Source organism: Bacillus sp. PS108, assembly GCF_037963335.1.
GTDB classification, from domain to species: Bacteria; Bacillota; Bacilli; order Bacillales; family Bacillaceae; genus Bacillus; species Bacillus subtilis.
The window spans coordinates 2,717,264-2,739,339 of the sequence record NZ_CP150155.1 but is presented as its reverse complement, the minus strand read 5'-3'; the positions used below and the strand labels follow the sequence as shown (position 1 = coordinate 2,739,339).

Below are 22,076 nucleotides of genomic sequence, written 5' to 3'. Positions count from 1 at the left end.
AAAGTCACGGAGGTGTCAGTCACATGGCAGAAGAATTAAAACGCAGCATCCCGCTCCTCCCTTTAAGAGGTTTATTAGTGTACCCGACGATGGTTTTGCATTTAGATGTAGGACGTGACAAGTCGGTTCAGGCTCTTGAACAGGCAATGATGCATGATCATATGATATTTTTAGCCACTCAGCAGGATATTTCGATAGACGAACCTGGTGAAGACGAGATTTTCACTGTCGGCACCTATACAAAAATTAAGCAAATGCTGAAGCTTCCGAACGGTACGATTCGTGTGTTGGTGGAGGGCCTCAAGCGCGCCCATATCGTCAAATACAATGAACACGAGGATTACACGTCGGTCGACATTCAACTTATTCATGAAGATGATTCAAAAGATACAGAAGACGAAGCATTGATGCGGACTTTGCTAGACCACTTTGATCAGTACATAAAAATTTCTAAAAAAATCTCGGCCGAAACGTACGCCGCGGTTACTGATATCGAAGAGCCGGGGAGAATGGCAGACATCGTTGCTTCTCATCTGCCCCTTAAACTAAAGGATAAGCAGGATATTTTAGAAACGGCTGATGTCAAAGACAGGCTAAACAAGGTCATTGATTTTATTAATAATGAAAAAGAGGTGCTGGAGATTGAGAAAAAAATCGGCCAGCGCGTCAAACGTTCGATGGAGCGTACGCAGAAGGAATACTACTTGCGTGAACAAATGAAGGCGATCCAAAAAGAGCTTGGCGATAAAGAAGGCAAAACTGGCGAAGTTCAGACGCTGACGGAAAAAATCGAAGAAGCAGGCATGCCTGATCATGTGAAGGAAACAGCGCTTAAAGAATTGAACAGATATGAAAAAATTCCGTCAAGTTCTGCGGAAAGCTCCGTGATCCGGAACTATATCGACTGGCTGGTTGCTCTTCCGTGGACGGATGAAACAGATGATAAGCTTGATTTGAAAGAAGCAGGACGTCTCTTGGACGAAGAGCACCACGGGCTTGAAAAAGTAAAAGAACGTATTTTAGAATATTTGGCTGTCCAGAAGCTGACCAAATCCTTGAAAGGCCCGATTCTCTGTTTGGCAGGACCTCCAGGTGTCGGAAAAACGTCTTTAGCCAAATCAATTGCAAAAAGCTTGGGACGCAAATTCGTCAGAATCTCACTCGGAGGAGTACGGGACGAATCAGAGATACGCGGACACAGACGGACCTATGTCGGAGCAATGCCTGGACGTATTATTCAAGGGATGAAAAAAGCGGGCAAGCTGAATCCGGTCTTCTTATTAGACGAAATTGACAAAATGTCATCTGATTTTAGAGGAGACCCATCATCCGCTATGCTTGAAGTGCTTGATCCAGAGCAAAACAGCAGCTTCAGTGATCACTATATTGAAGAAACCTTTGATTTATCCAAAGTGCTGTTTATCGCAACGGCGAACAATTTGGCCACAATTCCGGGTCCGCTCAGAGACAGAATGGAAATTATTAATATCGCAGGCTACACAGAAATAGAAAAACTTGAAATCGTAAAGGATCACTTGCTTCCAAAGCAAATCAAAGAACACGGGCTGAAGAAAAGCAACCTGCAGCTGCGTGATCAGGCGATTCTTGATATTATCCGCTACTATACGAGAGAAGCTGGTGTGAGAAGCCTTGAACGCCAGCTTGCCGCGATTTGCCGTAAAGCTGCAAAAGCCATTGTTGCTGAAGAGCGAAAACGGATTACGGTTACTGAGAAGAACCTTCAAGACTTTATCGGAAAACGTATTTTCAGATATGGACAAGCTGAGACAGAGGATCAGGTTGGTGTAGTGACAGGGCTTGCTTATACAACCGTTGGCGGAGATACGCTGTCGATTGAAGTATCGCTTTCTCCGGGGAAAGGGAAATTAATCCTGACAGGAAAGCTCGGAGATGTTATGAGAGAGTCTGCTCAGGCTGCATTCAGCTATGTGCGATCCAAAACAGAAGAACTTGGCATTGAACCTGACTTTCATGAGAAGTATGATATTCATATACATGTACCAGAGGGTGCGGTGCCAAAAGATGGTCCGTCAGCCGGTATTACGATGGCAACAGCGCTTGTTTCTGCTTTAACGGGACGGGCGGTTTCGCGTGAAGTCGGCATGACTGGGGAAATCACGCTTCGCGGGCGCGTGCTGCCGATCGGCGGCTTAAAGGAAAAAGCGCTTGGCGCACATAGAGCGGGATTAACGACCATTATTGCGCCTAAAGATAATGAAAAAGATATAGAGGATATTCCGGAAAGCGTCAGAGAGGGGCTGACATTTATATTGGCGTCCCACTTAGACGAGGTTTTGGAACATGCCTTAGTAGGAGAGAAGAAATGAAAGTCACAAAGTCAGAAATCGTGATCAGTGCAGTAAAACCGGAACAGTACCCTGAAGGGGGGCTTCCGGAAATCGCATTGGCCGGAAGATCGAACGTAGGAAAATCGTCTTTTATCAATTCATTAATCAATCGCAAAAATCTTGCGAGAACGTCATCAAAGCCGGGAAAAACACAAACGCTTAATTTCTACATTATCAATGATGAGTTGCATTTTGTGGATGTGCCGGGCTACGGTTTTGCCAAAGTGTCAAAGTCTGAGCGTGAAGCATGGGGCAGAATGATTGAAACCTATATCACGACACGCGAAGAATTAAAAGCTGTGGTGCAGATCGTTGATTTGCGGCATGCGCCATCTAATGATGATGTACAGATGTATGAATTCTTAAAGTATTACGGCATTCCTGTTATTGTTATCGCTACAAAGGCGGATAAGATCCCGAAAGGCAAATGGGACAAACACGCAAAGGTTGTCCGACAAACATTAAATATTGATCCGGAAGACGAGCTCATTCTCTTTTCCTCAGAAACGAAAAAGGGAAAAGACGAAGCTTGGGGAGCGATCAAAAAAATGATAAACCGGTAGAGGATTCTCTACCGGTTTTATTTATCGTATAGATTTTTTTCGTTTTATCAATAATAACAATAAACTGATTCCCATAAAGACAAACGGCCAATACTCCTTCAGAAGCGCTGTTGGAATATGCGCAGACTCAAGCCATGCCATAATTTGTTTGAAAAAGTACAAAAACAGGGAAAAACAAATCATCGACACAGCTTCATATACATATTCTTTTTTTTGAACGGTTGAAACGAGAAGTGAGAAGCCGATCATAAAGAGGAGCATTTCAAAATCATCCGGCCACCATACCCACTTCGGCTTGGCAAAAAAGTGTAAACCGATCCCGAAGAGAAGCAAACCAATAAAAAAATGGGGTGTGACGGCTTCTTTTTTTCCTTGATAAACAAAAGCTGCGCCTAACAGCATGAGGAGAACAGGCCATTGATCCTGCCCTGAAAACAGTTCGGCTTGGCCGCTTTCTAGCCATGCATATACAGAAGCGGCAAGCAGCAGACAAGGGAATAAAATTGATTTTTGTTTCATGATATCACCTTCTTGTTTTTTAGAGCTGATGTGTAGTAAATTTCTGCTGTTTTTGGTATTGTCAATAGGAATGCTTCTTTTCCCTGAAGCTTTTTCTAATATAGCATAAGAATTTTAAAATCTGTTCACATTTTGTGAAAGAAACTATGTTATAATTATTATAAATAATGAGTTCTATGTTAGAATGATTATAAATTAAGATTGGGTGTTGGGGGTGTAATTAGAGCGATGCATATACTTGTTGTGGGAGTAGATTATAAATCCGCCCCTATTGAGATACGTGAAAAAGTAAGTTTTCAGCCGAATGAGCTGGCAGAAGCAATGGTGCAGCTGAAAGAAGAGAAAAGCATTCTTGAAAACATCATTGTCTCAACCTGCAACCGCACTGAAATTTATGCGGTAGTCGACCAGCTCCATACCGGCCGTTATTATATAAAAAAGTTTTTAGCTGATTGGTTTCAATTAAGCAAAGAAGAGCTGTCACCGTTCTTAACGTTTTATGAGAGCGATGCCGCTGTTGAGCATTTATTCCGTGTAGCCTGCGGACTTGACTCTATGGTGATTGGCGAAACGCAGATTCTCGGACAGGTACGCGACAGCTTTAAAACAGCTCAGCAAGAAAAAACGATCGGGACTATTTTTAATGAGCTGTTTAAGCAGGCGGTTACAGTGGGCAAACGGACTCACGCCGAAACAGACATTGGCTCAAATGCGGTGTCAGTAAGCTATGCTGCAGTTGAACTTGCCAAAAAAATCTTCGGAAATCTTTCAAGCAAGCACATATTGATTCTCGGTGCGGGAAAAATGGGCGAGCTTGCTGCGGAAAACCTGCACGGACAGGGAATCGGCAAGGTCACTGTCATTAACCGAACATACTTGAAAGCGAAGGAGCTTGCAGACCGTTTCTCAGGTGAAGCGAGAAGCTTGAATCAGCTTGAAAGTGCGCTTGCGGAGGCTGATATTTTAATCAGTTCAACCGGTGCAAGTGAATTTGTCGTGTCCAAAGAGATGATGGAAAACGCGAATAAGCTTCGCAAGGGACGTCCGCTGTTTATGGTCGACATTGCCGTGCCTAGAGATCTTGATCCGGCGCTGAATGATCTTGAAGGTGTTTTTCTTTATGATATCGACGATCTGGAAGGCATTGTAGAAGCGAACATGAAAGAGCGGAGAGAAACAGCTGAAAAAGTTGAACTGTTAATTGAAGAAACCATTGTGGAATTTAAACAATGGATGAATACACTTGGTGTTGTGCCGGTTATTTCTGCATTGCGCGAAAAGGCGCTTGCCATCCAGTCAGAAACGATGGACAGCATTGAGCGTAAGCTGCCTCACTTAAGCACAAGAGAGAAAAAACTGTTGAACAAACACACCAAAAGTATTATTAACCAAATGCTTCGTGATCCGATTTTAAAGGTGAAAGAGCTTGCGGCAGATGCTGATTCGGAAGAAAAGCTCGCGTTGTTTATGCAGATTTTTGATATTGAAGAAGCTGCGGGCCGTCAAATGATGAAAACCGTTGAAAGCAGCCAAAAGGTCCACTCTTTTAAGAAGGCTGAATCAAAAGCGGGCTTTAGCCCACTTGTAAGTGAGTGAAAGCTGAATGATTGATACTGCAATGGCAAGACTTAATGAGGGGACAATCGTCATTTACGCGTTAAGTGTACTCTTTTATTTTATAGATTTTCTTCAACACAACCGGAAGGCTGGAAAAATGGCCTTCTGGTTGCTTTCTATTGTCTGGACTCTGCAAACCGTGTATTTGGCCTATTTTATGTGGGTGACGGGGCGGTTTCCGGTATTAAATGTGACAGAGGCGCTTTATTTTTATGCCTGGGTGCTTGTCACGCTGTCACTTGTACTGACAAAGCTTTTACGTGTTGACTTTATCGTGTTTTTTACAAATGTTATAGGATTTTCTATGATCGCCATTCACACATTTTCACCGACAGAGCAGCAGTCAGCTGCTTTTTCCGGGCAGCTTGTATCCGAGCTTTTGGTGATTCATATTACAATGGCGATTCTTTCATACGGCGCTTTTTCCCTTTCTTTCGTTTTTTCTGTGCTATATATGTTTCAATATCATCTGCTGAAAAAGAAAAAGTGGGGAAAATGGCTGTTGAGAATAGAAGATTTATCTAAGCTTGATTATATGGCGTATGTTTTAAATGTCATCGGGGTTCCGATGCTGCTGCTGAGTTTGATTCTCGGCGTCATATGGGCATATGTCTCACTAGAAACGCTGTATTGGTTTGACGCCAAAGTGCTTGGTTCGTTTGTCGTCCTGCTGCTGTACAGCTATTATCTTTATATCAGGCTGATTAAAGAGCTGCAAGGAAAGGTCGCTGCACTGTGGAATACGGCTTGTTTTCTGGTGCTGATGATCAATTATTTCCTGCTTGGAAGCCTGTCGCAATTCCATTGGTTCAGTTAAACGATGTCCCAAGCAGATTCGGGAGGAAAGAAATGATGAGAACGATTAAAGTAGGTTCCAGACGAAGCAAACTCGCTATGACTCAAACAAAATGGGTTATTCAAAAACTGAAGGAAATCAATCCTTCGTTTGCTTTTGAAATTAAAGAGATCGTGACAAAGGGCGACCGGATTGTCGATGTTACACTCTCAAAAGTGGGTGGAAAAGGGCTTTTTGTCAAAGAAATTGAACAGGCGCTTTTAAACGAAGAGATTGATATGGCGGTGCACAGCATGAAGGACATGCCTGCTGTTTTGCCTGAAGGCCTTGTGATCGGCTGTATTCCTGAACGGGAGGACCCGCGTGATGCCCTTATTTCAAAGAATCGCGTAAAGCTTTCAGAAATGAAGGAAGGTGCTGTCATTGGCACAAGCAGTTTAAGAAGAAGCGCACAGCTTTTGATTGAGCGCCCTGACCTTACAATTAAATGGATTAGAGGTAATATAGATACAAGACTTCAAAAGCTGGAAACAGAGGATTATGACGCGATTATTTTAGCGGCTGCCGGACTTTCTAGAATGGGGTGGAAGCAAGATGTCGTAACCGAATTCCTTGAGCCTGAGCGCTGTTTGCCTGCTGTGGGGCAGGGAGCACTGGCGATTGAGTGCCGAGAATCGGATGAAGAGCTGTTGGCGTTGTTTTCTCAGTTTACAGATGAATATACAAAACGGACTGTCTTAGCGGAACGTGCTTTTTTAAACGCGATGGAGGGCGGCTGCCAGGTTCCGATCGCGGGCTACTCCGTGTTAAATGGACAGGATGAAATTGAAATGACAGGTCTTGTCGCTTCACCTGACGGCAAAATCATTTTTAAAGAAACCGTCACCGGAAACGATCCTGAGGAAGTAGGAAAGCGCTGTGCCGCTCTTATGGCTGACAAAGGAGCAAAAGATTTAATTGATCGTGTAAAACGGGAGCTTGATGAGGATGGAAAATGATTTTCCGTTGAAAGGAAAAACAGTGCTTGTCACCCGGAATAAGGCACAGGCAACATCATTTCAGCAAAAAGTGGAGGCGCTTGGCGGTAAAGCGGTTTTAACCTCTTTGATTACGTTTCGCCGCGCTTTGCCGAATGATGTTGCGGAACAGGTAAGAGAGGATCTTGCCGCGCCAGGCTGGCTTGTTTTTACAAGTGTGAATGGGGCAGACTTCTTTTTTTCTTATCTGAAGGAAAATCAGCTTATTCTCCCTGCGCATAAAAAAATTGCAGCCGTCGGTGAAAAAACCGCCCGCCGTTTAAAAACGCATAACGTATCGGTTGATGTGATGCCACAGGAGTATATTGCTGAACAATTGGCTGCCGCTCTTAAGCAGCATGCTGAACCGGGGGAGCCCATTACCGTGATGAAAGGGAATTTGTCACGTGATGTGATAAAACAAGAGCTTGTCCCGCTCGGTTTTGAAGTAAAGGAATGGGTTCTCTACGAAACGATTCCGGATGAAGAAGGCATTGAGGCACTGAAAGACGCTGCGGGTCAATATTCCTTTGACTATGTAACATTTACGAGTTCATCAACCGTACATACGTTTATGCATGTCTTGGGAGAAGAATTAAAAAAGTGGAAGGCGAATGGGACGGCCTGTATCAGCATTGGACCTTTAACAAATGATGCCCTTCTGACGTACGGCATCACATCGCATACGCCTGATACATTTACAATAGATGGCATGCTTGAGTTAATGTGCAGCATGTCAAGAGAGGAAGAGAGAATATGAGTCAATCATTTAATAGACACCGCCGCCTGCGGACATCAAAAGCAATGAGAGAAATGGTAAAGGAAACACGTTTGCATCCATCAGATTTTATTTATCCGATTTTTGTCGTTGAAGGGCTGGAAGGCAAAAAAGCTGTTCCGTCAATGCCTGATGTTTACCATGTATCATTAGATTTATTGAAGGATGAAGTAGCGGAGCTGGTCAAACTGGGCATTCAATCTGTTATCGTCTTCGGCATCCCAGAAGAAAAAGATGATTGCGGAACACAAGCGTACCATGATCACGGAATTGTCCAAAAAGCCATCACAGAAATTAAAAAACACTTCCCTGAAATGGTTGTTGTCGCTGACACGTGCCTGTGCGAATATACAGACCACGGCCATTGCGGACTTGTCAAAGACGGGGTCATCCTCAATGATGAATCGCTGGAGCTTTTGGCGCAGACAGCTGTCAGCCAAGCAAAAGCAGGTGCGGATATCATTGCGCCATCAAACATGATGGACGGATTTGTTACAGTGATCAGAGAAGCGCTTGATAAAGAAGGATTCGTCAATATTCCCATCATGTCTTACGCTGTGAAATATTCTAGTGAGTTTTACGGTCCGTTCCGTGATGCAGCAAACAGCACACCGCAATTCGGAGACCGCAAAACATATCAGATGGACCCTGCCAACCGTATGGAGGCACTCCGCGAAGCACAATCAGATGTCGAGGAAGGCGCGGACTTTTTGATTGTCAAACCTTCGCTTTCTTATATGGATATCATGCGTGACGTAAAAAATGAGTTTACTTTGCCGCTCGTCGCTTATAATGTAAGCGGAGAGTATTCAATGGTGAAGGCTGCAGCGCAGAACGGCTGGATCAAAGAAAAAGAAATTGTGTTGGAAATTTTGACAAGCATGAAGCGCGCGGGTGCCGACCTGATTATTACGTATCATGCGAAAGACGCAGCGAAATGGCTTGCGGAGTAATTTTATTCAGTTGACAGGAGTTGAGGCAGATGAGAAGCTATGAAAAATCAAAAACGGCTTTTAAAGAAGCGCAAAAACTCATGCCGGGCGGTGTGAACAGTCCCGTTCGCGCATTTAAATCGGTAGACATGGACCCGATTTTTATGGAGCGCGGAAAAGGCTCGAAAATCTTTGATATTGACGGGAATGAATATATTGACTACGTCTTGTCATGGGGGCCTTTAATTTTAGGGCATACAAATGACCGCGTCGTAGAAAGCCTCAAAAAAGTGGCTGAATACGGGACAAGCTTCGGTGCTCCGACTGAAGTAGAAAATGAACTGGCTAAGCTCGTCATTGATCGTGTGCCATCTGTAGAAATTGTACGAATGGTAAGCTCCGGAACAGAGGCTACAATGAGTGCCCTCCGTTTGGCAAGGGGCTATACGGGCCGCAACAAGATTTTAAAATTTGAGGGCTGCTACCACGGACACGGCGATTCTCTCTTGATTAAAGCTGGTTCAGGTGTTGCCACTCTCGGTCTGCCTGACAGCCCGGGGGTGCCTGAAGGCATTGCGAAAAACACCATCACCGTTCCGTACAATGATTTAGAAAGTGTAAAGCTTGCTTTCCAGCAATTCGGTGAAGACATTGCTGGAGTCATTGTAGAGCCAGTTGCCGGAAATATGGGTGTTGTTCCGCCGCAAGAAGGTTTCCTGCAGGGTCTGCGTGATATCACTGAGCAGTACGGCTCCCTGCTGATTTTTGATGAAGTGATGACTGGCTTCCGGGTCGATTATAACTGCGCTCAAGGCTACTTCGGCGTAACGCCTGATCTGACTTGTTTAGGAAAAGTAATCGGGGGCGGACTTCCTGTCGGCGCTTATGGCGGAAAGGCAGAAATCATGGAGCAGATCGCTCCAAGCGGCCCGATCTATCAAGCTGGTACATTGTCAGGCAACCCGCTTGCGATGACGGCTGGCTTAGAGACATTGAAACAGCTGACACCTGATTCCTACAAGAATTTCATCAAAAAAGGCGACAGACTGGAAGAAGGAATTTCAAAAGCCGCCGAGGCTCATGGCATTCCGCATACCTTTAACCGTGCAGGTTCGATGATCGGTTTCTTCTTTACAAACGAACCAGTCATTAATTATGAAACAGCGAAATCATCTGATTTGAAGCTGTTCGCAAGCTATTATAAAGGGATGGCAAATGAAGGGGTATTCCTTCCGCCATCACAATTCGAAGGTCTTTTCCTCTCAACGGCCCATACTGATGAAGATATTGAAAACACAATCCAGGCAGCTGAGAAAGTATTTGCCGAGATCAGCCGCAGATAAGAGTGAAAACCGGTATCAAGGACTCCTTGTGCCGGTTTTTTCGTGCTCTCCCACTCATATTTTCTCCAGTTCATACATACACCTTTAGTGACATCTAATTTTAAGGATTAGATGAAAGGAGGATATGAACTTGCCGCAAAATCATCGATTGCAATTTTCTGTAGAAGAATCGATCTGTTTCCAAAAAGGACAGGAAGTTTCTGAACTGCTTTCTATTTCATTAGATCCTGATATTAGGGTTCAGGAAGTAAATGATTATGTATCAATCATAGGATCGCTTGAACTTACAGGTGAGTACAACATAGATCAAAACAAACATACCGAAGAGATTTATACAGATAAGCGGTTTGTTGAACAAGTCAGAAAGAGAGAGGATGGAAGTGCGGAACTGACTCACTGTTTTCCTGTGGATATTACCATTCCGAAAAATAAAGTGAGCCATTTACAGGATGTCTTCGTCTTTATTGACGCATTTGACTATCAATTGACGGATTCGCGCATTTTAACAATTCAAGCTGATTTAGCGATCGAAGGGCTTTTGGACGATACGCAAGACAAAGAGCCGGAGATACCTTTATATGAAGCTCCTGCGGCATTCAGGGAGGAAGAGCTTTCAGAGCCGCCGGCACATAGTGTAGTAGAAGAACCGGGTGCATCATCGGCAGAGGAAGCAGTTCTTCAGCATGAACCGCCAGCCGAACCGCCAGAACTTTTTATCTCGAAAGCGGGGCTCCGTGAAGAACTGGAGACAGAAAAAGCAGAATCTGAGCCGCCTGAATCGGTTGCTTCAGATCCAGAGGCCAGAGAAGATGTGAAAGAGGAAGAAGAGTCAGAAGAGCTTGCTGCGGAAAAGGAGGTTCGTGCTGAATCGGAAACAGAAGAATCTGAGCCAGAACCTGATCCTTCAGAAATAGAGATTCAAGAGATCGTTAAAGCAAAAAAAGAAACGGCTGAGCCGGCAGCTGCAATAGCGGATGTTCGTGAAGAAGCAGACTCTTCAGCAGAGACTGAGCCTCGTGAACACGCTGGAGCAGAAGAATCGCCTGCTTTGGAAGCTGAGCTTCATTCAGAGACTGTGATTGCAAAGGAAAAAGAGGAAACAACAGTGTCTCCTAATCATGAATATGCGCTGCGCCAAGAGGCTCAAAATGAAGAAGCAGCTCAATCGGATCAGGCTGATCCTGCGCTTTGCCAAGAAGAGGCGGAAGTGGATGAAGCTTTGGAGAGTGTATCAGAGGCTGCTCTCTCCATAGAAGATAGCAGAGAAACAGCTTCAGCTGCATATGTGGAGAATGACAAAGCCGATTTACATTTCCATTTCAATCAAAAAACAAGCTCGGAGGAGGCATCTCAAGAAGAATTGCCTGAACCGGCATACCGTACCTTCCTGCCTGAACAAGAAGAGGAGGATTCTTTTTATTCAGCGCCTAAGCTGCTGGAGGAGGAAGAACAAGAGGAAGAGAGCTTCGAAATTGAAGTGAGAAAAACACCATCACCTGAAGAGCCTAAGGAAGAAACACCTTTTCAATCCTTCCAGCTGCCTGAATCTTCTGAGACTGAAAGGAAGGAAACGGATGCTGTTCCTAGGGTTGCTCCTGCTGCTGAAACGAAGGAACCTCAAACAAAGGAAAGTGATAATTCTCTTTATTTAACAAAACTCTTTACAAAAGAAGCGGATGAGTTTTCGAGAATGAAAATTTGTATTGTGCAGCAGGAAGATACGATCGAGCGTTTATGCGAACGGTATGAAATTACATCCCAGCAGCTGATCAGGATGAATTCTTTAGCCTTGGATGATGAATTAAAAGCAGGACAGATTCTCTATATTCCTCAATATAAAAATAGCCATGCGTAAACCGTAAGTGATCGGAAAATGTGGTGAATGAAATGGAAGATACCCAATCGGTTCTTCAGGAATACGGACTGACTGCTCAATTTATTGAGCCTGTCAGTCCTCTTGTTTGGAAAGTGTATACAGACTACGGCATATTTGCCCTGAAAAAATTGAAAGAGGGTCGCGGCAAGCATTTTACAGATCATATGGTGGCGATTGAGGAAAAAGGCTTTCGTTCATTCGTTCCCGTTTACAGAACAAATAGCGGTGAGTTTTTCTCAGCAGGCATACAATACGGAGATACCTACTATTTAATGCCTTGGCTCCAATTTGACCAAGAGGAAGAACGGGATCAGAAACATGCTTATTTATTTAGAGAAACAGCCCGTCTTCACGAGAGAACTGCACAGGAACTAAAGGTTAGACGTGATGAGATTGAACGTTATTACGGGCAAACGAAAAAAAAGTGGGAACAAGATAAAATTTTCTATGAGCAGTTTGTGGATAGAGCGGAGAAGGAATGGTACCTTTCTCCCTTTGAACTCCAGGCCATAACCTATTTTTCTGAAACCATTTCCGCGGTGAACTTTGCGCTGGAACGGCTGGAGGACTGGTATGAGTCCGCAAAGGAAAAGGACGTTTCAAGGGTTGTAATGAACCACGGCAGCCTGTCTATACACCATTTTCTGTATAATGATGCCGGGACCGGATATTTTACAAACTTCGAAAGAGCATCTGTCGGTCCGCCGCAAAACGACCTGCTCGGCTTTTATACAAAAATGTTCAGAGGCTTTCCGAAAGCTTGTCCGGAATGCGTCGAATGGTTTTATGGATATACGAAATCATTCCCTTTGCGTGAAGCGGAAGTCAGTCTTTTTCTCAGCTATATGGCATATCCGGCAGCCATGTACAAGGTGCTGAACGGTTATCAAACTGGGAAAAGACAGCATGAAAAAGAGGAATGTACACAATTATTAAAGGCTTATTGGCAAATGAAAAACATAGAGCCGTTTGTGATGAAAATTCATCAGATTGAACAAGAGAAAAAATTTCAGGCTGAAAACGAGTCCACGTCTTAATGGCGCGGACTTGTTTGTTTATATCCATTCTAAATGAAGGGCGCAAGCTAAAAAGATTAGGATTGCGAGCAGCAAAACATCAAAGGTTGTCGGAAAGAAAATGGTTCTGATTCCTTGAAAAATCGTAATGGGAATAATCACTTGTGCGGATACAAGCCGAATTTGCCTTACCCATGGCGGCAGTGAATAAGAGCTGAAACGTTTCTTCACGGTGCATCCTCCTCTACGCATTTACAAGCATCATATGTAAACTTGGGCAATAGGTGCCTGCCCATCTGTATAGAAAGCGGTGTTTTTGGAAAAGATGATTGACGAATCAAAAACACTTTTACTATAATAAAGAACATAAATAATGTATACAATGAGCTGATAAATACACCTGCTTAGAACGGGAAGAGTACAAAAAAGGCGCATGCAGAGAGAGAAGCCGTTTGCTGAAAGGCTTCTTATGTTGTCTGATTGGAAGGTCGCCCGGGAGCATAATTTCTTGAAAGAAGAGTAGAGAAATTCGGGAAACACCCGTTATCCGTTATAAGTGCATGAACTGATAGAGTTCATGAAAAAAGGTGGTACCGCGAAAGAGCTTTTCGTCCTTTTACAGGGATGAAGAGCTCTTTTTTCGTTCTCAGCCATTTTTAAACATGCTGGAGGGTTATGATGGAAACGAATGAACAAACAATGCCGACGAAATATGATCCGGCAGCGGTTGAAAAAGACCGATATGATTTTTGGCTAAAAGGCAAATTTTTTGAAGCGGGCAGTGACCAGACAAAAGAGCCATACTCTGTTGTCATCCCGCCGCCAAACGTAACAGGAAGACTTCACCTTGGCCACGCATGGGACACAACGCTGCAAGACATTGTAACGAGAATGAAACGCATGCAGGGCTATGATGTGCTGTGGCTTCCTGGCATGGACCACGCCGGCATCGCGACACAGGCTAAAGTAGAGGCAAAACTTCGTGAAGAAGGCAAACCCCGCTACGATTTAGGCCGTGAAAAATTCCTCGAAGAAACGTGGAAGTGGAAGGAAGAATATGCTGACTTTATTCGCAGCCAGTGGGCGAAATTAGGTCTTGGCCTAGATTATTCCCGTGAACGTTTTACGCTGGATGAAGGCTTGAGCAAAGCGGTAAGGGAAGTATTCGTTAAGCTTTATGAAAAAGGCCTGATCTACAGAGGCGAATATATTATTAACTGGGACCCAGCGACAAAAACAGCCCTATCCGACATTGAGGTGATTTACAAGGATGTTCAAGGCGCATTCTATCATATGAGCTATCCGCTTGCTGACGGTTCAGGCTCAATTGAAATTGCGACGACACGTCCTGAAACAATGCTCGGTGATACAGCTGTTGCCGTTCACCCTGAAGACGAGCGCTATAAACACCTTATCGGAAAAACGGTGATCCTGCCGATTGTAAATCGTGAAATTCCGATTGTCGGTGATGACTATGTTGATATGGAATTTGGTTCAGGTGCCGTGAAAATTACGCCTGCTCATGATCCGAACGACTTCGAGCTTGGCAACCGCCACAATTTAGAACGCATCCTTGTCATGAATGAAGATGGCACGATGAATGAAAATGCGCTCCAATATCAAGGTATGGATCGTTTTGAATGCCGCAAAAAGCTCGTGAAAGATTTACAGGAGGCGGGAGTTCTCTTCAAGATCGAGGATCATATGCACTCTGTCGGCCATAGTGAACGAAGCGGGGCTGTTGTGGAGCCTTATCTTTCTACACAATGGTTTGTGCGCATGCAGCCGCTTGCTGATGCAGCGATTGAGCTGCAAAAGAAAGAAGAAAAGGTCAACTTTGTGCCTGACCGTTTCGAAAAAACGTATTTACACTGGATGGAAAACATCCGCGACTGGTGTATCTCCCGTCAATTGTGGTGGGGCCATCGTATTCCTGCCTGGTATCATAAAGAAACAGGCGAGCTATATGTCGGGCTTGAAGCGCCGGAAGACAGCGAAAATTGGGAACAGGATACAGACGTACTGGATACATGGTTCAGTTCTGCGCTATGGCCTTTCTCCACAATGGGCTGGCCTGATGTAACGGCTGAAGACTTTAAACGCTACTATCCGACAGATGTTCTCGTGACAGGGTACGATATCATTTTCTTCTGGGTATCACGCATGATTTTCCAAGGCATTGAATTTACAGGCGAGCGCCCGTTCAAAGATGTTTTAATCCACGGCTTAATCCGTGACGAGCAAGGCCGGAAAATGAGTAAATCTCTTGGCAACGGTGTCGACCCGATGGATGTGATTGACAAGTACGGAGCCGATTCTCTGCGTTATTTCCTTGCGACTGGAAGCTCTCCTGGCCAGGATCTGCGCTTCAGCTATGAAAAAGTGGAATCGACCTGGAATTTTGCCAATAAAATTTGGAACGCCTCCCGTTTTGCATTAATGAATATGGATGGCATGACGTACGATGAGCTTGATCTGTCAGGCGAAAAATCAGTCGCTGACAAGTGGATTTTAACGCGATTAAATGAAACGATCGAGCACGTGACCCAGCTTGCTGACCGATATGAATTTGGTGAAGTAGGACGCCATTTATATAACTTTATTTGGGACGATTTCTGTGATTGGTATATTGAAATGGCGAAGCTTCCGCTTTATGGGGAAGACGAAGCGGCTAAGAAAACTACCCGTTCCATCCTTGCTTACGTACTTGATCAAACGATGCGTCTGCTCCATCCGTTTATGCCATTCTTAACGGAGGAAATTTGGCAGCACCTTCCTCACCAAGGGGAATCGATTACAGTAAGTCAATGGCCTGTAGTAGTGCCGGAGCATACCGATACTGAAGCGGCAGCTGACATGAAGCTTCTTGTTGAGCTGATCCGTTCTGTGCGCAATATCCGCAGTGAAGTCAATACGCCAATGAGCAAGCAGGTTGAACTGTACATTAAAACAAGCACAGACGAAATAGCAGCCCGCCTCGAAGCGAACCGTTCATATGTTGAACGCTTTACGAATCCGAGCGTGCTTAAAATCGGCACCGATATTGAGGCTGTTGATAAGGCGATGACGGCCGTTGTCTCAGGAGCAGAGGTTATTCTTCCGCTTGAAGGCTTAATCAATATCCATGAAGAAATTGCCCGTCTGCAAAAAGAATTTGATAAACTGACAAAAGAAGTTGAGCGTGTCCAAAAGAAACTTGGAAATGAAGGATTTATGAAAAAAGCGCCTGCACACGTAATTGATGAAGAACGTGAAAAAGAAAAAGATTATGTGGCGAAGCGTGACGCTGTTCAAAAACGAATGGCTGAGCTGAAGGGTTAATGAAAAGCCGGGGCGGTTTCTAGAGAAACCGCCTTGTCTTATAAAAGAGGGGATTATCATTGTTTACTGCATATCAAGATGCGCGCAGCTGGATTCACGGGAGGCTGAAATTCGGGGTGAAGCCCGGACTTGGCCGAATGAAACAGCTGATGGCGCGGTTAGGACATCCTGAAAAAAAAATCCGAGCGTTCCACGTTGCAGGAACAAACGGTAAAGGATCAACTGTCGCTTTTATCCGTTCTATGCTGCAGGAAGCCGGATATACGGTTGGAACATTTACATCGCCTTATATTATTACGTTTAATGAACGGATCAGCGTAAACGGGATACCGATTTCAGATGAGGAATGGACAGCACTCGTCAATCAAATGAAACCGCACGTTGAAGCCCTTGATCAAACGGAATACGGACAGCCGACAGAATTTGAAATTATGACAGCTTGTGCATTTTTATATTTTGCAGGGTTTCATAAGGTCGATTTTGTTATTTTTGAAACAGGTCTGGGCGGTAGATTCGATTCTACTAATGTGGTTGAACCGCTCTTAACTGTGATTACAAGCATCGGACACGATCATATGAACATTTTGGGAAACACCATTGAAGAAATTGCAGGAGAAAAGGCCGGTATTATTAAAGAAGGTATTCCAATCGTTACAGCAGTTACCCAGCCGGAAGCTTTACAGGTCATCCGCCATGAAGCCGAACGGCATGCTGCGCCGTTCCAGTCATTGCATGATGCATGTGTTATTTTCAATGAAGAGGCTCTGCCTGCAGGAGAACAGTTTTCATTCAAAACGGAAGAGAAATGCTATGAAGATATTCGGACATCTCTGATTGGCACCCATCAAAGACAAAATGCTGCTTTGTCCATTTTGGCTGCGGAGTGGCTCAATAAGGAGAATATCGCCCATATCAGTGACGAAGCGTTAAGGAGCGGGCTTGTGAAGGCTGCTTGGCCGGGACGGTTAGAGCTTGTTCAGGAACATCCTCCGGTATATTTAGACGGTGCGCATAACGAAGAAGGTGTTGAAAAGCTGGTGGAAACGATGAAGCAGCGTTTCGCCAATTCACGCATTTCTGTGGTGTTTAGCGCGTTAAAGGACAAACCGTATCAGAACATGATTAAAAGACTGGAAACCATTGCTCATGCGATTCATTTTGCTTCTTTTGATTTCCCGCGTGCTTCTCTTGCAAAAGATCTCTATGATGCAAGTGAAATCAGCAATAAAAGCTGGAGTGAAGATCCAGACGATGTGATCAAATTCATAGAAAGCAAAAAGGGCTCAAATGAAATTATGCTGATTACCGGATCTCTTTACTTTATTTCTGACATTCGAAAAAGGTTGAAATAAAAGCATCCGGCTCCGGCAGAATCAAAAAAAGATTCTGCCGTTTTTTTCATGTGTAAAATTGAATATTCCCAATTGGAGCTCAGGATGTCCCTTTTGCTACAATCCATACCAGAACTCAATGAGTAAAGGTGTGTTGTCTATGCTATCCATTCTTTTTATCTTCGGACTTATCCTTGGTTCTTTTTACTATACGGCCGGGTGCCGTATCCCCTTACATCTATCTATTATTGCGCCCCGTTCATCATGCCCGTTTTGCCGGCGGACATTAACTCCTGCAGAATTAATTCCCATCCTGTCATTCCTATTTCAAAAAGGTAAATGTAAAAGCTGCGGGCATAGGATTTCTTTTATGTATCCCGCAGCAGAGCTTGTGACAGCGTGTTTATTTGCCGCCGCAGGAATACGCTTTGGCACGTCGCTGGAACTGTTTCCCGCTGTGGTGTTTATCTCTCTTCTCATTATTGTTGCAGTGACAGATATTCATTTTATGCTGATTCCAAATCGTATATTGATTTTCTTTCTTCCCTTTTTGGCGGCCGCGAGATTGATTTCTCCGCTTGATTCCTGGTATGCAGGCCTGTTAGGTGCGGCAGCCGGATTTCTATTTCTGGCTGTAATTGCCGCAATCACCCATGGGGGAGTAGGGGGAGGAGATATTAAATTATTTGCGGTGATTGGCTTTGTGCTTGGTGTGAAAATGCTGGCAGCTGCCTTTTTCTTTTCTGTTTTGATAGGTGCATTATATGGAGCGGCAGCCGTTCTGACTGGTAGACTCGCTAAAAGGCAGCCGCTTCCCTTTGCCCCCGCTATAGCCGCAGGGAGCATTTTAGCCTATTTATACGGTGACTCTATCATTTCTTTTTATATCAAAATGGCATTGGGCTGACTGCTGAAAAATTTGACGAACGTTTTTTGGACAAGGCGACAAAAGTCTTGTTCTTTTTTTCTTTGCCTGTGCTAAAGTGTGTAGCATGAAAAGCCGACAAGAACGGTCAAGCAAATGAAGGGAGGAAGCGGAATTGAAAAAAAGAAAGAATAAAAAAAACAGTAAAGCCGCAGAAAAAGCCCTCAAGGTGACGATTAATGGAAAAGAAGAGACGGTTTACGAACAAGAGACGCCTGAGACAGAGGCGGATAAAAGCATGACATTTTCAAATTGGGAGGAAAAAAGACAGGCAGAACAAGAGGTTGCGGCATCCCAGGAACATCCTGATGAAGATGAATTCAATTGGGATTCAGAGGAAGACAAGGTGTTTAAAGAGGACCCTAAAGTTGTTCCTCCTTATCAAAAGAAAAAAACAAAGTCTTATGCAAAAGGAAAGACCGGGACTGCCAAACCAGTAAAAAGAGTGGCTGCGACGATTGCCTTCGCGGCTGTCATTGGCACTGGATTAGGGCTATTCGCGTTAAGCATATCGGGGAATAAAGAAGCGTCAGCACCGGCCTCTTTAGAGGATTCTCTAGGCAGCCAAACGGCAAAAGCAGGGGATACTTCAACTGATAAACAAACTTCAGGCACAGAAAAACAAGCGGCGCAAACTGAAGGTACATATAAAACATACGCTGTACAAGCCGGAAAATTTTCAAATGAAAAGGGTGCCGAAACGTTAACAGAACAATTGACCGAAAAAGGATATTCCGCCGTGTCACTGTCAAAGGATGACGGGTATACGTATGTTATTGCAGGCTTAGCAAGTGAAAAGGATGTCTCACAGCAGTTAGGACAGGTTTTAATCGACAGTGATTTTGAAGCCTGGGGAGGCAAGGAGCTTTCCTTATCAATAGAGTCAGATATGACAGATTCTTTTAAGGAAACAGCGGAGCTTGCAGCAAAGGCGATTCTCGGCGAAGACATTACAAAAGCGAGTGTAGAGAAAATAGAAAAGTCGCTTGGTGAAACAAAAGCGTCAGAAACAGGAGAGAAAAAAGCGATTTTGCAGGCTTTAAAGGAATTAGAAGATCCAAGTGCTGAAGCCGGGTGGAAGGCTCAGCAGGAGCTGTTAGCCGTCGTAAAATAAGAGATAGTGCCCTGAGCCTTCGTCCTTTAGTGACAGGCTTTTTTTATTTTGTCATGAAAAAGTTATTTTTCTGAAATTGTGACAAGCCTCGTGATTTGGTAGGATAAACGAGTATCTTTTTTTCTTAAGCAAACCCTGAAAGGATGACGAACATGACAAAACCGCTAATACTTGCATCACAATCTCCGCGCAGGAAAGAACTCCTCGATCTTCTCCAGCTGCCCTACTCCATTATTGTCAGTGAAGTAGAAGAAAAATTAAATCGAAACTTTTCACCAGAAGAAAACGTCCAATGGTTGGCAAAACAAAAAGCTAAGGCTGTAGCTGATCTCCACCCGCATGCAATCGTTATCGGTGCTGATACAATGGTATGCCTTGACGGCGAATGCCTTGGCAAACCGCAGGATCAAGAAGAAGCTGCATCTATGCTGCGGAGGCTTTCAGGCCGAAGCCACTCAGTAATAACCGCGGTCAGCATTCAAGCTGAAAATCACAGCGAGACTTTTTATGATAAGACAGAAGTTGCGTTTTGGTCCCTCAGTGAAGAAGAGATTTGGACGTATATTGAAACAAAAGAGCCGATGGATAAAGCAGGTGCATACGGCATCCAAGGAAGAGGCGCGCTTTTTGTAAAGAAAATAGACGGAGATTACTATTCAGTCATGGGCCTTCCTATATCAAAAACAATGAGAGCTCTTCGCCATTTTGATATAAGGGCATGACGGTTCTATAAACGGGAAGGGAAAGAAAAGGAGTGCTTGGTCATACACGATCTGCCATTAAAACTCAAAGATTTCCCAATGAAAGAAAAGCCAAGAGAACGGCTCCTGAAAGTCGGAGCCGAGAACTTAGCGAATCATGAACTTTTGGCTATATTATTGCGGACAGGGACTAAACACGAATCTGTTTTGGACCTGTCAAACCGGCTGCTGCGCTCATTTGACGGGCTGCGCCTGCTCAAGGAAGCATCGGTTGAAGAGCTGTCAAGCATCCCGGGAATCGGTATGGTAAAAGCGATTCAAATACTGGCAGCAGTGGAGCTTGGAAGCCGGATTCATAAATTAGCCAACGAAGAACATTTCGTTATTCGCTCCCCGGAAGACGGCGCTAATCTTGTCATGGAGGATATGCGCTTTTTAACCCAGGAGCATTTTGTCTGTTTATACTTAAATACAAAAAATCAAGTCATCCATAAACGCACCGTATTTATCGGAAGCCTGAATTCATCTATTGTCCACCCGCGAGAGGTGTTTAAAGAAGCGTTTAAACGATCTGCCGCTTCCTTTATCTGTGTTCATAATCATCCTTCTGGAGATCCGACGCCGAGCAGGGAAGATATTGAAGTGACAAGACGGCTGTTTGAATGCGGAAACCTGATTGGCATCGAGCTGCTTGACCATTTGGTGATCGGGGATAAAAAATTTGTGAGTTTAAAGGAAAAAGGATATTTGTAACACTTTTTTTTTCGTCGAATTAAGCTATAATAGAGTTTATGAGTTTTTCCCTTTAGGGTATTTTTGCTTTAAGAAAGGAAGATACATACATATGTTTGGAATTGGTGCTAGAGACCTTGGTATAGATCTTGGAACTGCGAATACGCTTGTTTTTGTAAAAGGAAAAGGAATTGTTGTGAGAGAGCCGTCAGTTGTCGCTTTGCAGACGGATACGAAATCGATTGTCGCTGTCGGAAATGATGCGAAAAATATGATTGGACGGACACCGGGCAACGTGGTGGCTCTTCGCCCGATGAAAGACGGCGTTATCGCTGATTATGAAACAACGGCGACGATGATGAAATATTACATCAATCAGGCCATAAAAAATAAAGGCATGTTTGCCAGAAAACCATATGTAATGGTATGTGTCCCATCAGGAATTACAGCTGTTGAAGAACGCGCTGTTATCGATGCGACAAGACAGGCAGGAGCGCGTGACGCGTATCCGATTGAAGAGCCTTTTGCCGCAGCAATCGGGGCCAATCTGCCAGTTTGGGAACCGACTGGAAGCATGGTTGTTGATATCGGGGGCGGTACGACAGAAGTTGCGATAATTTCCCTCGGAGGCATCGTAACGTCTCAGTCAATCCGTGTAGCCGGTGATGAGATGGATGACGCGATTATCAACTACATCAGAAAAACGTACAATCTGATGATCGGTGACCGTACTGCTGAAGCGATTAAAATGGAAATCGGATCTGCAGAAGCTCCTGAAGAATCCGACAACATGGAAATCCGCGGCCGCGATTTGCTCACAGGTCTGCCGAAAACAATTGAAATTACAGGAAAAGAGATTTCTAACGCTCTACGCGACACTGTATCTACAATTGTCGAAGCAGTGAAGAGCACACTCGAAAAAACACCGCCTGAGCTTGCAGCAGATATCATGGACAGAGGTATAGTGTTAACCGGCGGCGGAGCGCTTTTGCGCAATTTGGACAAAGTCATCAGCGAAGAAACAAAAATGCCGGTCCTTATCGCCGAAGACCCGCTTGATTGTGTAGCGATCGGAACAGGGAAAGCACTGGAGCACATCCATCTTTTCAAAGGGAAAACTAGATAAT

The 22,076-nt window shown here is 44.3% G+C and carries 19 protein-coding genes and 1 other annotated feature; of the genes, 17 read left to right on the top strand and 2 right to left on the bottom strand.

What is annotated here, in order from left to right; translation table 11 throughout:
• Positions 1–23 precede the first annotated feature (23 nt).
• Positions 24–2,348, top strand: coding sequence for an endopeptidase La (lon, locus tag NSQ16_RS14265; protein WP_003229618.1), 2,325 nt, complete (start codon positions 24–26; stop codon positions 2,346–2,348).
• Positions 2,345–2,932, top strand: coding sequence for a ribosome biogenesis GTP-binding protein YihA/YsxC (gene yihA, locus NSQ16_RS14260; RefSeq protein WP_003229621.1), 588 nt, complete (start codon positions 2,345–2,347; stop codon positions 2,930–2,932). Before lon ends, yihA begins: the two co-directional genes overlap by 4 nt.
• Before the next feature lie 21 nt (positions 2,933–2,953).
• Here yihA and NSQ16_RS14255 read toward each other — a convergent pair whose 3' ends face one another.
• On the bottom strand, positions 2,954–3,451 hold the full coding sequence (locus tag NSQ16_RS14255; protein ID WP_230488308.1) for a hypothetical protein: 498 nt from the start codon (positions 3,449–3,451) through the stop codon (positions 2,954–2,956).
• A gap of 228 nt (positions 3,452–3,679) precedes the next feature.
• Here NSQ16_RS14255 and hemA point away from each other — a divergent pair, with 228 nt between their 5' ends.
• The 8 genes from hemA to cotN all read left to right on the top strand — a co-directional run bounded on the left by hemA (position 3,680) and on the right by cotN (position 12,846).
• On the top strand, positions 3,680–5,047 hold the full coding sequence (gene hemA, locus NSQ16_RS14250) for a glutamyl-tRNA reductase (RefSeq protein WP_004399038.1): 1,368 nt from the start codon (positions 3,680–3,682) through the stop codon (positions 5,045–5,047).
• 7 nt (positions 5,048–5,054) lie between these two features.
• Positions 5,055–5,885: a cytochrome c biogenesis protein gene (locus NSQ16_RS14245; protein ID WP_003222575.1), complete on the top strand. Its 831-nt coding sequence runs from the start codon at positions 5,055–5,057 to the stop codon at positions 5,883–5,885.
• Between the two features lie 32 nt (positions 5,886–5,917).
• Positions 5,918–6,862: a hydroxymethylbilane synthase gene (gene hemC / locus NSQ16_RS14240; protein WP_015251536.1), complete on the top strand. Its 945-nt coding sequence runs from the start codon at positions 5,918–5,920 to the stop codon at positions 6,860–6,862.
• Positions 6,852–7,640: a uroporphyrinogen-III synthase gene (gene hemD / locus NSQ16_RS14235; RefSeq protein ID WP_123372959.1), complete on the top strand. Its 789-nt coding sequence runs from the start codon at positions 6,852–6,854 to the stop codon at positions 7,638–7,640. Before hemC ends, hemD begins: the two co-directional genes overlap by 11 nt.
• Positions 7,637–8,611: a porphobilinogen synthase gene (gene hemB / locus NSQ16_RS14230; RefSeq protein WP_015251538.1), complete on the top strand. Its 975-nt coding sequence runs from the start codon at positions 7,637–7,639 to the stop codon at positions 8,609–8,611. The genes hemD and hemB overlap by 4 nt, the downstream gene beginning before the upstream one ends.
• A 29-nt stretch (positions 8,612–8,640) precedes the next feature.
• Positions 8,641–9,933: a glutamate-1-semialdehyde 2,1-aminomutase gene (gene hemL / locus NSQ16_RS14225; protein WP_015384279.1), complete on the top strand. Its 1,293-nt coding sequence runs from the start codon at positions 8,641–8,643 to the stop codon at positions 9,931–9,933.
• 130 nt (positions 9,934–10,063) lie between these two features.
• Positions 10,064–11,788, top strand: coding sequence for a spore coat morphogenetic protein SpoVID (gene spoVID, locus NSQ16_RS14220; protein ID WP_015714462.1), 1,725 nt, complete (start codon positions 10,064–10,066; stop codon positions 11,786–11,788).
• 32 nt (positions 11,789–11,820) lie between these two features.
• Complete coding sequence (gene cotN, locus NSQ16_RS14215; protein WP_014480462.1) at positions 11,821–12,846, top strand: spore coat protein CotN; 1,026 nt, start codon at positions 11,821–11,823, stop codon at positions 12,844–12,846.
• Positions 12,847–12,864: 18 nt separating this feature from the next.
• On the opposite strand, the gene NSQ16_RS14210 is transcribed toward cotN, so the two are convergent.
• Positions 12,865–13,056, bottom strand: a complete 192-nt coding sequence (locus tag NSQ16_RS14210) for a hypothetical protein (protein ID WP_003222590.1) — start codon at positions 13,054–13,056, stop codon at positions 12,865–12,867.
• Between the two features lie 165 nt (positions 13,057–13,221).
• Positions 13,222–13,444: a binding site (T-box leader), on the top strand.
• A gap of 59 nt (positions 13,445–13,503) precedes the next feature.
• Here NSQ16_RS14210 and valS point away from each other — a divergent pair.
• The 7 genes from valS to mreB all read left to right on the top strand — a co-directional run bounded on the left by valS (position 13,504) and on the right by mreB (position 22,075).
• Positions 13,504–16,146: a valine--tRNA ligase gene (gene valS / locus NSQ16_RS14205; RefSeq protein ID WP_015714461.1), complete on the top strand. Its 2,643-nt coding sequence runs from the start codon at positions 13,504–13,506 to the stop codon at positions 16,144–16,146.
• A 59-nt stretch (positions 16,147–16,205) separates the two neighbouring features.
• Positions 16,206–17,498, top strand: coding sequence for a folylpolyglutamate synthase/dihydrofolate synthase family protein (locus NSQ16_RS14200; RefSeq protein ID WP_015714460.1), 1,293 nt, complete (start codon positions 16,206–16,208; stop codon positions 17,496–17,498).
• Between the two features lie 139 nt (positions 17,499–17,637).
• Positions 17,638–18,384 (top strand): A24 family peptidase, encoded by a 747-nt coding sequence (locus tag NSQ16_RS14195; RefSeq protein ID WP_072592551.1) that lies wholly within the window; start codon positions 17,638–17,640, stop codon positions 18,382–18,384.
• Positions 18,385–18,517: 133 nt separating this feature from the next.
• Entirely contained in the window at positions 18,518–19,516 is a 999-nt protein-coding gene (gene spoIIB, locus NSQ16_RS14190; protein ID WP_015714459.1) for a stage II sporulation protein SpoIIB, read from the top strand.
• Between the two features lie 152 nt (positions 19,517–19,668).
• Positions 19,669–20,238 carry a Maf family nucleotide pyrophosphatase gene (locus NSQ16_RS14185; protein WP_004398496.1) on the top strand — a complete coding sequence of 190 codons (570 nt, stop codon included), beginning with the start codon at positions 19,669–19,671 and terminating at the stop codon, positions 20,236–20,238.
• A 36-nt stretch (positions 20,239–20,274) separates the two neighbouring features.
• A complete protein-coding gene (gene radC, locus NSQ16_RS14180; RefSeq protein ID WP_003246034.1) occupies positions 20,275–20,970 on the top strand; it encodes a DNA repair protein RadC in 696 nt (231 codons plus the stop codon).
• A gap of 91 nt (positions 20,971–21,061) precedes the next feature.
• Positions 21,062–22,075: a cell shape-determining protein MreB gene (mreB, locus tag NSQ16_RS14175; protein WP_003229650.1), complete on the top strand. Its 1,014-nt coding sequence runs from the start codon at positions 21,062–21,064 to the stop codon at positions 22,073–22,075.
• The last annotated feature ends 1 nt before the right edge of the window (position 22,076 follow it).

Coding starts and splice junctions, on each gene's coding strand:
- lon (WP_003229618.1), top strand. CDS start 24: ATGGCAGAAGAATTAAAACGCAGCATCCCGCTCCTCCCTTTAAGAGGT.
- NSQ16_RS14245 (WP_003222575.1), top strand. CDS start 5,055: ATGATTGATACTGCAATGGCAAGACTTAATGAGGGGACAATCGTCATT.
- yihA (WP_003229621.1), top strand. CDS start 2,345: ATGAAAGTCACAAAGTCAGAAATCGTGATCAGTGCAGTAAAACCGGAA.
- hemL (WP_015384279.1), top strand. CDS start 8,641: ATGAGAAGCTATGAAAAATCAAAAACGGCTTTTAAAGAAGCGCAAAAA.
- hemD (WP_123372959.1), top strand. CDS start 6,852: ATGGAAAATGATTTTCCGTTGAAAGGAAAAACAGTGCTTGTCACCCGG.
- NSQ16_RS14185 (WP_004398496.1), top strand. CDS start 19,669: ATGACAAAACCGCTAATACTTGCATCACAATCTCCGCGCAGGAAAGAA.
- hemC (WP_015251536.1), top strand. CDS start 5,918: ATGATGAGAACGATTAAAGTAGGTTCCAGACGAAGCAAACTCGCTATG.
- mreB (WP_003229650.1), top strand. CDS start 21,062: ATGTTTGGAATTGGTGCTAGAGACCTTGGTATAGATCTTGGAACTGCG.
- hemA (WP_004399038.1), top strand. CDS start 3,680: ATGCATATACTTGTTGTGGGAGTAGATTATAAATCCGCCCCTATTGAG.
- hemB (WP_015251538.1), top strand. CDS start 7,637: ATGAGTCAATCATTTAATAGACACCGCCGCCTGCGGACATCAAAAGCA.
- valS (WP_015714461.1), top strand. CDS start 13,504: ATGGAAACGAATGAACAAACAATGCCGACGAAATATGATCCGGCAGCG.
- cotN (WP_014480462.1), top strand. CDS start 11,821: ATGGAAGATACCCAATCGGTTCTTCAGGAATACGGACTGACTGCTCAA.
- NSQ16_RS14255 (WP_230488308.1), bottom strand. CDS start 3,451: ATGAAACAAAAATCAATTTTATTCCCTTGTCTGCTGCTTGCCGCTTCT.
- NSQ16_RS14195 (WP_072592551.1), top strand. CDS start 17,638: ATGCTATCCATTCTTTTTATCTTCGGACTTATCCTTGGTTCTTTTTAC.